General features: G+C 74.6%; 13 protein-coding genes. 9 read left to right on the plus strand and 4 right to left on the minus strand.

The features are described 5' to 3' along the window. The first annotated feature begins 36 nt into the window (after positions 1-36). Genes U5640_RS09070 through U5640_RS09110 form a run of 9 tightly spaced genes read left to right on the plus strand, consistent with a single transcriptional unit; the run spans position 37 to position 7,839 of the window. Complete coding sequence (locus tag U5640_RS09070) at positions 37-501, plus strand: hypothetical protein (protein WP_340375275.1); 465 nt, start codon at positions 37-39, stop codon at positions 499-501. Beyond that, positions 501-1,448: a V-type ATPase subunit gene (locus U5640_RS09075; protein ID WP_340375276.1), complete on the plus strand. Its 948-nt coding sequence runs from the start codon at positions 501-503 to the stop codon at positions 1,446-1,448. Before U5640_RS09070 ends, U5640_RS09075 begins: the two co-directional genes overlap by 1 nt. Then, positions 1,435-2,907, plus strand: coding sequence for a V-type ATPase 116kDa subunit family protein (locus U5640_RS09080; RefSeq protein WP_340375277.1), 1,473 nt, complete (start codon positions 1,435-1,437; stop codon positions 2,905-2,907). Before U5640_RS09075 ends, U5640_RS09080 begins: the two co-directional genes overlap by 14 nt. Beyond that, positions 2,904-3,320, plus strand: a complete 417-nt coding sequence (locus U5640_RS09085; protein ID WP_340375278.1) for an ATP synthase subunit C — start codon at positions 2,904-2,906, stop codon at positions 3,318-3,320. Before U5640_RS09080 ends, U5640_RS09085 begins: the two co-directional genes overlap by 4 nt. Continuing rightward, complete coding sequence (locus U5640_RS09090; protein ID WP_340375279.1) at positions 3,317-3,547, plus strand: hypothetical protein; 231 nt, start codon at positions 3,317-3,319, stop codon at positions 3,545-3,547. The genes U5640_RS09085 and U5640_RS09090 overlap by 4 nt, the downstream gene beginning before the upstream one ends. After that, entirely contained in the window at positions 3,544-4,071 is a 528-nt protein-coding gene (locus tag U5640_RS09095; RefSeq protein ID WP_340375280.1) for a V-type ATP synthase subunit E family protein, read from the plus strand. Before U5640_RS09090 ends, U5640_RS09095 begins: the two co-directional genes overlap by 4 nt. Next, positions 4,068-5,816, plus strand: a complete 1,749-nt coding sequence (locus tag U5640_RS09100) for a V-type ATP synthase subunit A (RefSeq protein ID WP_340375281.1) — start codon at positions 4,068-4,070, stop codon at positions 5,814-5,816. Before U5640_RS09095 ends, U5640_RS09100 begins: the two co-directional genes overlap by 4 nt. Beyond that, positions 5,813-7,216 carry a V-type ATP synthase subunit B gene (locus U5640_RS09105; RefSeq protein WP_340375282.1) on the plus strand — a complete coding sequence of 468 codons (1,404 nt, stop codon included), beginning with the start codon at positions 5,813-5,815 and terminating at the stop codon, positions 7,214-7,216. The genes U5640_RS09100 and U5640_RS09105 overlap by 4 nt, the downstream gene beginning before the upstream one ends. Next, positions 7,213-7,839 (plus strand): V-type ATP synthase subunit D, encoded by a 627-nt coding sequence (locus tag U5640_RS09110; RefSeq protein WP_340375283.1) that lies wholly within the window; start codon positions 7,213-7,215, stop codon positions 7,837-7,839. Before U5640_RS09105 ends, U5640_RS09110 begins: the two co-directional genes overlap by 4 nt. Positions 7,840-7,842: 3 nt before the next feature. On the opposite strand, the gene U5640_RS09115 is transcribed toward U5640_RS09110, so the two are convergent. The 4 genes from U5640_RS09115 to U5640_RS09130 form a co-directional block, all read right to left on the minus strand. Beyond that, on the minus strand, positions 7,843-8,499 hold the full coding sequence (locus U5640_RS09115) for a TrkA family potassium uptake protein (RefSeq protein WP_340375284.1): 657 nt from the start codon (positions 8,497-8,499) through the stop codon (positions 7,843-7,845). Further along, the gene (locus tag U5640_RS09120; RefSeq protein WP_340375285.1) at positions 8,496-9,155 is read right to left on the minus strand and encodes a TrkA family potassium uptake protein; all 660 of its coding nucleotides are present in this window, start codon (positions 9,153-9,155) and stop codon (positions 8,496-8,498) included. The genes U5640_RS09115 and U5640_RS09120 overlap by 4 nt, the downstream gene beginning before the upstream one ends. Continuing rightward, on the minus strand, positions 9,152-11,971 hold the full coding sequence (locus U5640_RS09125) for a cation-transporting P-type ATPase (RefSeq protein WP_340375286.1): 2,820 nt from the start codon (positions 11,969-11,971) through the stop codon (positions 9,152-9,154). The genes U5640_RS09120 and U5640_RS09125 overlap by 4 nt, the downstream gene beginning before the upstream one ends. Positions 11,972-12,149: 178 nt before the next feature. After that, entirely contained in the window at positions 12,150-13,022 is an 873-nt protein-coding gene (locus tag U5640_RS09130) for a universal stress protein (protein WP_340375287.1), read from the minus strand. Positions 13,023-13,110: the final 88 nt, after the last annotated feature.

The raw sequence follows: 13,110 nt of genomic DNA on the forward strand, positions 1-13,110 counted from the left end.
CTGGGTTGGGGGGACTGGGCCGCTCGAGGTGAGTTCATGACGGGATTCCGGGACTTCCTGACACGGTTCCGACCGGTGGCGTCGCCCGGCCGGGCGGCTCCCGGTGGTGTCCCCGCAGACCGTTCCGCCGAACTGCGCGCGGAACTCCTCCCGCCCCTGACCCTGCTCGAACAGGCGGAGGCGGAGGCCCGGAGCGTGCGCGAGCGGGCCGACGCCGCCGCCGCGGCGCGCCGGCAGGAGGCCGAGGTCCTGGCCGCGGGGATCGTGGCCGGGGCACATGAGAAAGCCCGCCGGGCGCGGGGGCGGGCCGCCGGGCTGTCACTGCGTGCCGCCCGGAGCGAGGCCGCGGAACTGCTCGCCGCGGCGGACCGCGAGGCGGTCGCGGTCCGCACCCGGGCCGGGAGCCGGACACCCGCGCTGACCGAGCGGGCCCTCGCGCTGGTGCTGCACGACATCACCGAGCAGCGAGAACCGCCGCCGTCGAGGGAGGCGGGTTCCTGATGGGCGCCGGCTGGGTCGCCGGGGTGACCCGGGCACGGGCGCTGCGCACCAGATGCCTGGGCGCGGAAGGCATCGGGGAGGTGGCCGCGTCCCGGAGCCTCGACGACGCCCTGCGCCGGCTGGCTGCCACGCCGTACCGGCACGACGTCAGCCCTGGTGCCGCACCGGCCGAGGCCCAGCGGGCGGTTTCGGCGGCGCTGTTGTGGCACCTGCGGGTCCTCGCCGGCTGGCAGCCGCCGGTCGGCGCCCAGGCCGTCCGGGCACTCTCCGCGGGATTCGAGATCTCCAACACCGAGCACCACCTGCGCGAGATCACGGCCGACACGGAACGCGCCCATCCCCCGCCCTACCGCGTCGGCTCACTGGCGATCGCCTGGACCCGGCTCGCCCCCACCCGCACACCCTCGGAGCTGCGCACCGCGCTGGCGGCCTCCGACTGGGGTGACCCCGGGGGCGACTCCCCCGCCGCGGTCGCCACCGGTATGCGGGTCTCCGCCGCCGTACGCCTCGCGACGACCGTTCCCGACGCGGCGCGCTGGGCGGCGACCCGGCTCGCTCTGCTGTTCGGACGCGAGGTGTTCGTCGTCGGGCGCCGACTGCCGGACGTCTCCGTCCGGCGGGCCGCCCGCCTGCTCGGCCCGCGAGCGGTGGGGGCGCAGTCGTACGCCGACTTCCGGCAGGCACTGCCCGCCGAGACGCGTCGGCTGCTGGAGGAGGTGGACGAGGCGGCTGACCTGTGGCGGGCGGAGGCGCGGTGGTGGGACGCGGTCGAACAGGACGGCCGGCAGCTGCTGCGCCGGTCCTCCTTCGGGCCGGCGCCGGTCGTGGGGGCCGTGGCCCTGCTCTCGGCCGACGCGTGGCGGACGCGTGGCGCCTTGGAACTGGCCGCCCGGGGCGGCGGCCCGGCCGACTGGCAGACAGTGGGGGTGCCCGATGATCCGGGCTGAGGCGGCGGTCCCGGTCCGGATGCGCAGGGTGGCGGTCGTGGCCCCCGAGCGGGTGCTGCGGGACAGCCTGGTGCGCATCGCGGAGGCGGGCTGCGTCGAGGTCGACCTGGCCGGGGACGGCGGTCCGTACGCCCGCGGACCTGCGGCGACGCGTCTGCAGCGGTTGCGGGCCGAGCCCGCGCGAGCGGTCCTCGGTGAGGCTCCTCCCGATCTGGACGCGCTGGAACGTGAGGGGAGAACGGACCTGCTGGCGGGTGAGGCGCAACTGGAGGAACGCCTCGGCAGCGCCGTCCGGCACGGCGAGGTCGCCGCACTGGCCGGGTGGTGTCCCGAGACGGAGGTAGGTACCGCAGCGGCACGCGTCGCCGGAGTCGGAGGAGCCCTGGTGCCGTTGCGGACCCCGCGTGGCGTCGATCCGCCGACCCTGCTGACCGGTGCCCGCCCCGCACCACCGGGCATGCCTGTGCGACGCGCCTTCACCCCCCTGGTCAGCACCTACGGAACCGTGCCCTACGCCGACGTCGACCCGACGCTCCCCGCGGGGATCGTCTACGTCGTGATGTTCGGCCTCATGTTCGGCGACGCCGGGCACGGGCTGCTGCTGGTCGGCGCGGCCCTCCTGTTGCGCGCGGGCCGGCCGCGCCGGGCGGCGGCACTGCGGCCGCTGTGGCCGTTCGTCGCGGGGGCCGGACTGGCCGCGACGATCGCCGGGGTGGCGTACGGCGAGTTCTTCGGCCCGACCGGGGTGCTGCCCGTGCTGTGGCTGGAGCCGCTGAAGGAGCCGATGCGACTGCTGGCCGCCGCGGTCGGGCTCGGTGCGGTGCTGCTGGCCGCCGCCTACGCCGCCGGGATCGTGAACCGGTGGCGGGAGGGCGGACCTGTTGCGGCCCTGTATGCGACGACCGGCGTGGCGGGCGCGGCGATCTACCTCGGTCTGGCTGCCGTCGCGGGGGCCGTGTGGCTCGGCCGGGGGGCGTTCGCCGCCGTGGGGGCCGTGGTCGCGGTGTCGGGTCTGGCCCTGGCCGGCACCGGGCTGTACACGGCCACGGCGGGGGGTCCGAGCGGTGCCGTGCAGACCGGGATCCAGCTCTTCGACGCGGTGGTCAGGATCGGCTCCAACGTGGTGTCCTTCGCCCGCCTCGCGGCCTTCGGGCTCACGCACGCCGCGCTGGGGGCGATCGTCTGGGACGCCACGACGGCTCTCGCGGGCCGGGGCCCGGCCGGCATCGCCGGCGCGTCGCTGGTGTTCCTCGTGGGCAACGCACTGACCTTCGCGCTGGAGGCACTCGTGGCCGGTGTGCAGGCGCTGCGCCTGGAGTTCTACGAACTGTTCTCCCGGCTCTTCGAGGGGGAGGGGCGCCCGTTCAGACCCTGGCGGTTGCCCGTCGAGCACGTCCCGGGGCCGGCCCCGGCCGGGGTGAGCGCCGGCCCCGGCCCGATGAGGAAGGAGCAGTCGTGATCACCTGGTTCCTGGCCCTGCCCGTGGTAGTGGCGGGATTCGTCGCCGTGCGGCTCATGGTGCGGCGCGCCGGCCGCAGGGCTCTGTGGTGGACGATCGCCGCCGACGCCGTCCTCCTGACGGCCGCGACCGTGGTGCTGACCCTGGCGTTCGGCGGTGGATCCGCGCAGGCCGCCACCACGGCTGCCCAGGGCTCCGGGTCGGGCTCCGCGGCCCTGATCGGCGCGGCGATCGCGGTGGCCGGGGCGACGATCGGGGCGGGCGTCGCCGTCGCCTACACCGGTGCCGCCGCCCTCGCCGCGCTCAGCGAACGGCCCGAACTCTTCGGCCGGGCCATGGTCATCGTCGGCCTGGCCGAGGGCATCGCCATCTACGGGCTGGTCGTCGCGGTCATCCTGATCGGGAAGGCATGACCGTGGGACGCGTCGCCGCACTCGGCGAGCGGTCCCGGGTGACCGGCCTGGCCCTCGCCGGTGCGGTCGTCCTGGTCGCGGACACCCCCGAGGCGGTACGCCGATGCTGGCGGGCCCTGCCCGGGGACGTGGACCTGGTGCTCCTGACCCCGGCCGCGACCGAGGCGCTGGCGGAAACGGGCGAGCCCACGGGCGGCCGCCCACTGACCGCTGTGATGCCGCCATGACGCCCCCGGCCCCCGACCCGGCGACGGTGGCCCTCGACCCCGTCCGGGCGGAACTGCTGCGAGCCGCCCACGCCGACGCGGACGCGGTCCTGGCCCGCGCCGAGCGGGAGGCGGCTGCCCTGCTCGACCGGGCCCACGCCGAGGCCCGCGCGGTGCTCGAAGAGGCACGGCGGCAGGGGGAGGCGGACGGCGCGGCGGCGGCCCGTGACCTCCTCGTCAGGGCCCGCCGGGAGGCGAGATCCCGCACGCTCGCCGCACGCCGGGAGGCGTACGACGAGCTGCACCGGGAGATCGCCGAGCGGGTCGGTGAGCTGCGCGGGACACCCGCTTACCCGGATGTGCGGGAACGGCTGGAGCGGCGGGCCCAGGACCTCCTCGGTCCTGGCGCCGAGACGGCCGAACACCCCGGCGGGGGTGTGGTGGCCCATGCCCCGGGACGGTGGGTCGATCTGTCGCTGCCCACGCTGGCACAGCACGCCCTGGATCGTCTGGGAGGGGAGGTACGGAGCCTGTGGGAGCCATGACCGAGCCCACCGGGCCGAGTCGACCGACCGGCTGCCGGATCCTGCGTGTCACCGGGCCGCTGGTCGAGGTGGAGTACACGGGTGGTACCGCGATGTTCGACCTGGTCTCGATCGGGCCCACCGGGCTGCCCGGGGAGGTCGTGGCCATCAGCGGCGACGTGGTCACCGTACAGGCGTACGAGTACACCGGCGGGCTCGCTCCCGGACAGCCGGCGACGCCGCAGGGACAGCCCCTGTCGGTGCGACTCGGTCCCGAGCTGCTCGGAGGGGTCTTCGACGGGCTGCTGCGCCCGTTGTCCGGGGCCGGCGACTGGCTGGTGCCCGGCGCCCGGAGGATCACGGGCGCGGGACACGCCTGGACCTTCTCGCCGTTGGTGGCCCAGGGCGTGGAAGTCTCCGAAGGGCAGGCCCTCGGAGAGATCCACGACGCCGGACCGGTCAAGGTGAAGGTCCTGGTACCGCCCGGCTGCGGGGGCGCCGTGGAGCGGATCTCCGATGCCGGGAAGCTGACGGCGGACGCGGTGGCGGCGGTGGTGGGCGGCACCGAGGTCACCGTCGGCACCCCGTGGCCGGTGCGCCGGCCCCGCCCGGTACGCGCGCGCGTCGACAGCCACGAGGCCCTGAACACCGGACAGCGGGTGATCGACCTGCTCTTCCCGGTCACCCGGGGCAGCACGGTGGCGGTGCCCGGCGGGTTCGGCACGGGCAAGACCATGCTGCTCCAGCAGATCGCCAAGTGGTGCGACGCGGACGTCATCGTCTACGTCGGCTGTGGGGAGCGCGGCAACGAGATGGCCGACGTCATCACCGAGCTGGCGGAACTCCGGGATCCACGCACGGGCGGGCGTCTGGCGGACCGCACGGTGACGATCGCCAACACCTCCAACATGCCGATGATGGCCCGTGAGGCGAGCGTGTACACGGGGGTCACGGTCGCCGAGTACTTCCGCGACATGGGCCTGCACGTGGTGGTCATCGCCGACTCGACCTCCCGGTGGGCCGAGGCGCTGCGTGAGTTCGCCTCCCGCACCGGCGCGCTGCCCGCCGAGGAGGGCTATCCGGCCGGACTGGCCTCGGCGATCGCAGCCTTCTACGAGCGGGCCGCCGCCGTGACCACGCTGGGCGGGGACCGGGGTTCGGTGACGGTGATCGGGGCGGTGTCGCCGCCCGGCGGGGACCTGACCGAGCCGGTGACCGCGCACACCGAGCGCTTCGTGCGCTGTCTGTGGACCCTCGACCGCGATCTCGCGTACGCCCGTCACTACCCGGCGGTGGCCTGGGCCGGGTCGTTCTCCCGCGACGTACCGGTTCTGGCCGCCGGGCACCGGGCGGCGGGTGACCCGGGATGGGAACGGCGCCGCGAGCGGGTGGGCGCGGTGCTCGCGGAAGCCGACCGGCTGGCCGACCTCGTGGACCTCATCGGCATCGCCGCCCTGCCCGCGCGGGAGCGGATCGGTGTGCTCGCGGGAACCCTGGTCAGGGAAGGGGTGCTGCAGCAGAGCGCGCTGTCGGAGCAGGACGCGTGCTGCGGCCCGGAGAAGACCGCGGCCCTGGCCGACGCCGTGCTGGCGGTCGCCGACCGCTGCCGTGCGCTGGTGGACTCCGGTGTCCCCGCGTCCTCGGTCGAGGAGACCGACTTCGGTCCGCTGCTGCGCGCCCGGGAGGACACCGGCCCGCACGACGCCGACGGCGTGGCGCAGCGCCGCGACGCCATGCTCGCCCGGCTGGGCGAGGTGCGGTCGTGAGTCCGTCCGGCGGCGTCGAGTACACGGCGGTGCGTGAGCTGCGGGGGCCGCTCGCGGTCGTCGAGGGCGTGGCGGGGGTCGGCTGGGACGAGTTCGCGCTGATCAGCCTCGCCACGGGCGAGCGCCGCCACGGCGTGGTCCTGGACGCCGACCGCGAGCTGGCGGTCGTGCAGGTGCTGGAGGGGACCGCCGGCATGGACCCGGAAGGCGTCCGCGCGGCCTTCACCGGCAGCCCGCTGCGCGTCCCGGTGGGCACGGACTGGCTCGGCCGGGTCTGCAACGGCCGGGGGGAGCCGCTCGACGGCGGCCCACCCGTCCTCGGCTCCGGCAGCGCCGAGGTCGGAGGCGCTCCCGTCAATCCCGTGCGACGCGAGCCGCCGTCCGACCCCGTGCTCACCGGCGTCGGCGCCATCGACGCCCTGACGCCCCTCGTACGGGGGCAGAAACTGCCCGTGTTCTCGGTGGCCGGCCTGCCGCACCTGGAACTGGCGGCCCAGATCGCCGCGCAGGCCACCGCCGCGGGCGAGGCGTTCAGTGTCGTCTTCGCGGGCATGGGCCTCACCCATGCCGACGCCTCCTTCGCACGCGACGCCCTGGAGGAACGGTCCGCGGCGGGCGAGCTGGTCCTGCTGCTCAACACCGCCGACGACCCGGTGATCGAGCGGATCCTCACCCCACGGATCGCGCTCACCGTCGCCGAGCACCTCGCCTTCACCGAGGGACGGCACGTCCTGGTGGTGATGACCGACATGACGGCGTACGCCGAAGCCCTGCGCGAGGTCTCCGCCGCCCGCGGGGAGATCCCCGCCCGCCGTGCCTACCCCGGCTACCTCTACAGCGACCTGGCCTCCTTGTACGAGCGCTGCGGACGTGTCCGGGGCCGACCCGGCTCGGTCACCGTGCTGCCCGTGCTCACCATGCCCGCGGGTGACATCACCCATCCCGTGCCCGATCTGACCGGCTACATCACCGAGGGGCAGATCGTGCTCTCGTCCTCGGTGCACGCACGGGGTGTGTATCCGCCGCTGGACGCGCTGTCCTCCCTGTCGCGGCTGATGCGCAAGGGTGCCGGTCCGGGCCGTACCCGCGACGACCACCTCGACGTCGCGGCCCAGTTGCTGGCCGCTCTGGCCCGCGCCCGACAGATCCGTGACCTCGCGGATCTGGTCGGCGAGGCGGCGCTGAGCCCCACCGACCGCCGCTACCTGGACTTCGACGAGGCGTTCCTGCGGGACTTCGTCCACCAGCGCAGCGATGGGCGGCGCGACCTCGACGACGCGCTGGAACGCGGCTGGCGGACCCTGCTCACCCTGCCCCGCGGTCAGCTCGCCATGCTTCCCGCCCGCCTCCTCGACGCCCACGGCGCGCGGGACGCCCCGGACGAGGAGACGCCCCGATGACCGGCACCCGCGGTACGCCCCCCGGCAGGGCGGGACGACTGCGGCTGCGGCACAGCCTCGACGTCGCCGAGCGCGGCGCCGACCTCCTGGAGCAGAAGCTGCGCATCCTCCGCTCCGAGCACGAGCGGCTGGCGGACGCGGAGGCGACGGCCGCCCGTGCGTGGCGCGATCTGCTCTCCGAGGCCGAGCGCTGGCTGCTGCGGGGGCTGCTCCTCAGCGGGGAACAGGCCCTCGACGCGGCTGCGGCAGGCATGCCTCCGGCCGACGTCAGGGTCGAGTGGACCACCTCCATGGGCGTACGTCACCCTCTGGCGGCCTCCGTGTCCGTCCCTGCCCGTGCCTCCGTGGCAGCCGCCCCGGCCAACACGGCTCTGGTGCACGCCGAGGCGGCGTACGCGCGTGCCGTGCGGGCCGCCGCCGCGTACGCCGCTGCCCGGACCGCCGCCGAGCTCGTCGGCGCGGAGGTGGTGAGCACCCGGCACCGGGTGCGTGCCCTGCGACGGCACTGGATCCCCCGTCTGCGAGAGGAGCTCGGCCGGGCCGACCTGGCGTTGGAGCAGGCCGAGCACGAGGACGGCGTACGGCGGCGGTGGGCGGCCCGGAACGCCGACGCCGAGGAATGAGCCTCATTGGAAGGCGGCGTGGATCTCCCGTTCGGTCGCCGTGTGGGAGACGAGGAGGAGTTCGTCGCCGGGGCGCAGTCGCTCCGCCGGGTCCGGCACGGTCGGCTGGCCGGCGCGGACGATGGTGGCGACGACCGTGCCCTCGGGCAGCCTGACGTCACCCAGGGCGCGGCCCGCCGTCCTGGACTGCTCCGTGATGGCCGTTTCGATGACCTCGACGCCCGCCTTGCTGAGCCGCAGCAGGGCGACGGTGTCGGTGGCGCCGGTGGCCTCCTCGATGAGGGAGACCAGCGGGGTGGCCGAGGGGACGGCGACGTCGACTCCCCAGCGTTCGTCGAACAGCCAGGCGTTGTCGGCGTCGTTGACGCGTGCGGCGACGCGGGGCACCGAGAACTGGCGCTTGGCGAGAAGGCTGATGACGAGGTTGTCCTCGTCGTCGCCGGTGGTGGCGATGACGAGGTCGGCGGTCAGGGCGCCGGAGTGTTCCAGGAGGGCCGGTTCGCAGGCGTCGCCCGCCACCAGCCGCGCCGCGAAGCGGCCCTCCAGTTCGGCAAGGCGGTCGTCGTCGCTGTCGATCAGGGTCACCTCGTTGCGCGCCGCGGCGAGCACCTGGGCGATCTGGGTCCCGAGCCGTCCCGCGCCGGCGATGAGCACGTTCACGTTCCCAGCTCCTTGTCGAGGAAGCCGCGCAGCCTGCCGAGCGCGGTGGCGGCCACGGCGAAGGTGACCAGGTCGCCCGCCTGCGCGGGCGTGCCGTGCGCGGGGATGAAAGAACGGCCGGCGCGGGTGACCTCGACGACGCGGATCTCGCCGTCGACGTCGAACTCGGCCAGTCGCCGGCCGATGAGGTAGCCGGGCACTTCGGAGCGGACGAGCAGGGTCTCGCCGTTGCCGAAGGTGAGTTCGGGGCTGAGGTGGCGGTGCAGCAGCATCCGGTGGAGCTGGTGGACGGTCCAGCGGACGCTGGCGATGGTGGGGATGCCGAGGTCACGGTAGATGTCGGCGCGCCGGGGGTCGTAGATGCGGGCGAGGACGACCGGCACCCGGTAGGTGTCCTTCGCCGTGCGGGCGCTGACGATGTTGCTGTTGTCTCCGGAGGTGACGGCGACGAAGGCGTCCGCGTGCTCGATCCCGGCAGCGCGAAGGACGGTGCGGCTGAAGCCGTTGCCCGCGTGGAAGCGGATGCGGGGGCTGTCGGGCAGCCGCCGCGCGGCCTTGGGGAGCCGGTCGACGACCTCGACGTCGTGTCCTTCCGAGGCGAGCAGACCGGCGAGGCCGGCGCCCACCCGTCCGCAGCCGACGACGACCACTTTCATCGCGGTGCTCCCTTCCGGCGCGCGTCGCGTCGGCGCAGCCACGCCTTGCGGATCTCGTCCGCGAGCAGGGGCAGGGTGCCGAGTGCGGCAAGGACGGCCCAGTCGGCGGCGTCGAGCGGGGCGGTGCCGAAGACGGCCTGCAGCAGGGGCAGATAGCTGATCGCGGCCATGAGGGCGACGCCGAAGCCGCCCGCGACGAGGAGGGCCGGGTTGGACAGCAGGCCCGCTTTCAGGATGCTCTGCCGGTCGGTGCGCACGGCGAGCGCGTTGAAGAACTGGCTGAGCACGATCCCCGCCTGGACCATGGTGATCGCCTCCCGGTAGACGGGCGTGTCCTTGGTGAAGTCGTCGAAGGGGATTCCCGAGGAGCCGATGTGCCAGAAGAACACGGCGGTGACGCAGGCAGCCTGAATGCCGCCGAGGAACAGAATCCGCCCGATCACGGCGGCGGAGAACAGCCGCTCCCGGCGGGAGCGCGGCGGACGGTCCATCACATCGGGCTCGGGCGGCTCCGCCCCGAGGGCGAGGGCGGGCAGTACGTCGGAGCCCAGGTCGATGGCGAGGATCTGCACCGCGCTGATGGGCACCAGCGGGAACCCCGCGAAGGTGGCCGCCAGGATCGGGACCAGTTCTCCGATGTTGTGGCTGAAGAGGTAGACGAGGAACTTGCGGATGTTCTGGTAGACGGCCCTGCCGAGCCGGACCGCCGCCGCGATGGAGGCGAAGGAGTCGTCGAGCAGGACCATCGCGGCCGCCTCGCGGGCCACGTCGGTGCCCCCGGCCCCCATCGCCACACCGATGTCCGCGTGCTTGAGTGCGGGGGCGTCGTTCGCACCGTCCCCGGTGACCGCCACCACCTCGCCCCGCCGCTGGAAGGCGGTGACCACACGCATCTTGTGCTCCGGGCTGACCCGGCACAGCAGCAGCTCGGACGGTTCGGCGAGCAGCGCGTCGAGCGCCGCCTCGTCCAGCGCGTCGAGCCGGGCGCCCGTCACCACGACCGGATCGGGCCGCCGTACGATCCCCACCCGGCGCGCCACGGCCTCCCCGGTCAGCGGATGGTCCCCGGTGACCATGACGATCCGGATGCCGGCCCCGCGGCAGGCGGCGACCGCGTGGGTGACCTCCGGGCGCGGTGGGTCCAGCATGCCGACCAGGCCGAGGAAGGTCAGTCCGGACTCGGCCTCGTCCTGCGCCGGGCGGGGCCCGTCCAGCTCCCGCCGGGCGACGGCCAGCACCCGCAGCCCCTGGGAGGCCAGCTCGTCACCCGCTGCGACGACCGCCGCCCGCTCCCGCTCGGTCAGCGGCCCGCGCCGCCCGTCCCACTCCCGGTCGGTGCAGCGCGCGAGCAGCTCGGCGGGCGCGCCCTTGACACACGCCTGGTGGCCCGCTCCGGTCTCGTGGACGGTGGTCATCAGCTTGCGGTCCGAGTCGAAGGGGAACTCCGTCACCCGGGGGGCTGCCGCCTCCTCCGCCCGCAGTTCGAGCCCGGCCTTGGCCGCGACGACGAGCAGCGCCCCCTCGGTCGTGTCGCCGAGCACCCGCCAGCGCCCCTCGGGGCCTGTCGGCGGCATCAGCCGTGCGTCGCAGCACAGACCGGCCACCCTGAGCGGCTCGCGCACCGCCGCCGCATCGGCGACCTCCCCACGCGGCGCGTAGCCCACGCCCGTCACGTCATGCGTCACGCCGTCCGCCCAGAGGCGGGTGACAGTCATCTCGGCCTGGGTGAGCGTGCCGGTCTTGTCGGTGCACACCACGGTGGTCGATCCGAGCGCCTCCACCGCCAGCAGCTGCTTGATCAGTGCCTGGCGGCGCGCCATCCGCCGTACGCCGATCGCCAGGGACACCGAGAGGGTGGCGGGCAGCCCTTCCGGGACCAGCGCCACCATCACCCCCAGCGCGAACACGAACGAGGACACGACGGACTGGCCGGCGGGCAGCCGCACGGCGAACATCAGCGCGCCGATCGCCAGGGCCGCCCCCGCCACCCGCCGGGCCATGACGGCCACCTGGCGCTGCAACGGCGTCTTCTGCCGGGGCGCGGCGGCGGCGAGCCGGTAGATCCGCCCGAACTCCGTCGACGCACCGGTGGCGAAGACCACGGCCCGCCCGGCCCCCGCGACGACGTCGGTCCCCATGAACACGCAGTTGCGTGCCTCCAGCGGCGGCCCGGCCGGCACCGGATCGGCCGTACGGCCCACGGCGTTGCTCTCCCCGGTCAGCGGAGCGTTGTTGACCGCCAGCTCGTGCGCATCGACAACCCGGCAGTCCGCCGACACGGCGTCCCCGGCCTCCAGCACCACCACGTCACCCGGCACCAGGTCCCGGGCGGGCACCTCCTGCCGTTCGCCGCCGCGCAGCACCCGGCAGGCATGCGGCACCATCGCCTCAAGCGCCTGCGCCGTCCGCTCGGCCGAGTACTCCTGCGCGAAGCCGATGGCGGCGTTCAGCACCACGACCCCCAGGATCGCCACCGCCAGCTGCAGGGTGCCCGCCTCCCGCGGTTCCTGGAGCCCGTACGCGAGGAAGGTGATCGCCGAGGCGACGAGCAGCACCACCGCGAAGAGATCCGTGAACTGGGCCCCGAGCTCACGCCAGACGGGGCGGCGTCGTGCCCTCGGGAACTCGTTGGCCCCGTACCGGCGCAGCCTCTCTGCTGCCTCCTCCGGCGCGAGGCCACGTCGTGAGGTGTCCAGCGCGCAGAAGACATCGGCAGCGGCGAGCTGTCGTACCGGAGCATCAGGAGCGGAAGCGGAAGGGTCACCGACTGCCGCGGTCTGCTCCGCGCCGGGCGACGGATCCGTACCGGTGCGCATCACACGAACCCGGGAGGCGACCCGAAACTCGTCGCCGGTGTGCCTGACCGGACCACGCGAAGGGTTCGGGGAGAGGCTTCCATCACGGGCTCCCTGGGTTTCGGCGGCCGTCTCGCCGGTTCGCCGCTGCACCATCTGCGGTGCGTTTGCCCTCGTGTGGGCGGGGCCGTCCGGACCCTCATACCGGGACGGTGATGACGGGGCAGCGGGCGTGGTGCAGCGCTCCCTGGCTCACCGAGCCGAGCAGCATGCCCGTGAAACCGCCGTGCCCGCGGGTTCCCACGACCAGGCCGAGGGCGTGTTGCGAGGCCTGCGTGAGGACCCGTACCGGGTGGCCGCGGACGACTTCGTGGTGCAGTTCCACCCCGGGGTGGGTCGCCGTGCGGCCCGCGACCGTCTCGGACAGCACACGGCGGCACTCCCGCATGGCGGTGTCCTCGTCCAGGAGGCCGAGGAGCGGGGGATGCCACACGTACAGCGCCCGGAGGGCCGCGCCACGCAGGGCCGCCTCCTCGAACGCCAGATCCACCGCCGCCGCGGAATGCGGGCTGCCGTCGACGCCGACCACGAAGTGGGCGGGCTGTTGCGTGATGTGCTCCGGTTCCGGGACCACCGCGACCGGGCAGGGAGCGTGTGCGGTGAGCGGAAGCGCCACCGAGGCAGAGGTGAACAGTGCGCCCCCGGTGCTCAGGTGCCAGGAGCCCACCACGACCATCGAGGCGCTCTGCGCCTCCTCGCGCAGGACCCACGCGGGCTCCCCGTCCGCCGACGACGCCGACACCTCCACCGCCGGCCGCCGGGACTCGACGAAGGCGACGGCTTGCGCGAGCACCCGTTCCCCGGCGGACCGCAGCGTGCGGCTCCCCTGCTCCCAGGACGGCCGTGTCTCTCCCGACCGGTAACCGCCGAAGGGCACTGCCCGGACATGGACGAGCCGCAGCGGCAGCGCCCGCCGGTCCGCCTCGTCGGCGGCCCAGGCGAGAGCCAGCCGCTTCGAGGGGTCCGGATCGACACCCACGACGATCGGCCGACGTCCGTCCACACCGTTCATGGCACCTCCAGGGTGCTCTCCGCGCCGCCGTGTGTCCGCTCCGCTCTCCCTCCAGCCTCACTCCTTGCGGCGGGTGCCGCACGCCGCG

The organism is Streptomyces sp. SS7 (assembly GCF_037993025.1).
GTDB lineage: Bacteria > Actinomycetota > Actinomycetes > Streptomycetales > Streptomycetaceae > Streptomyces.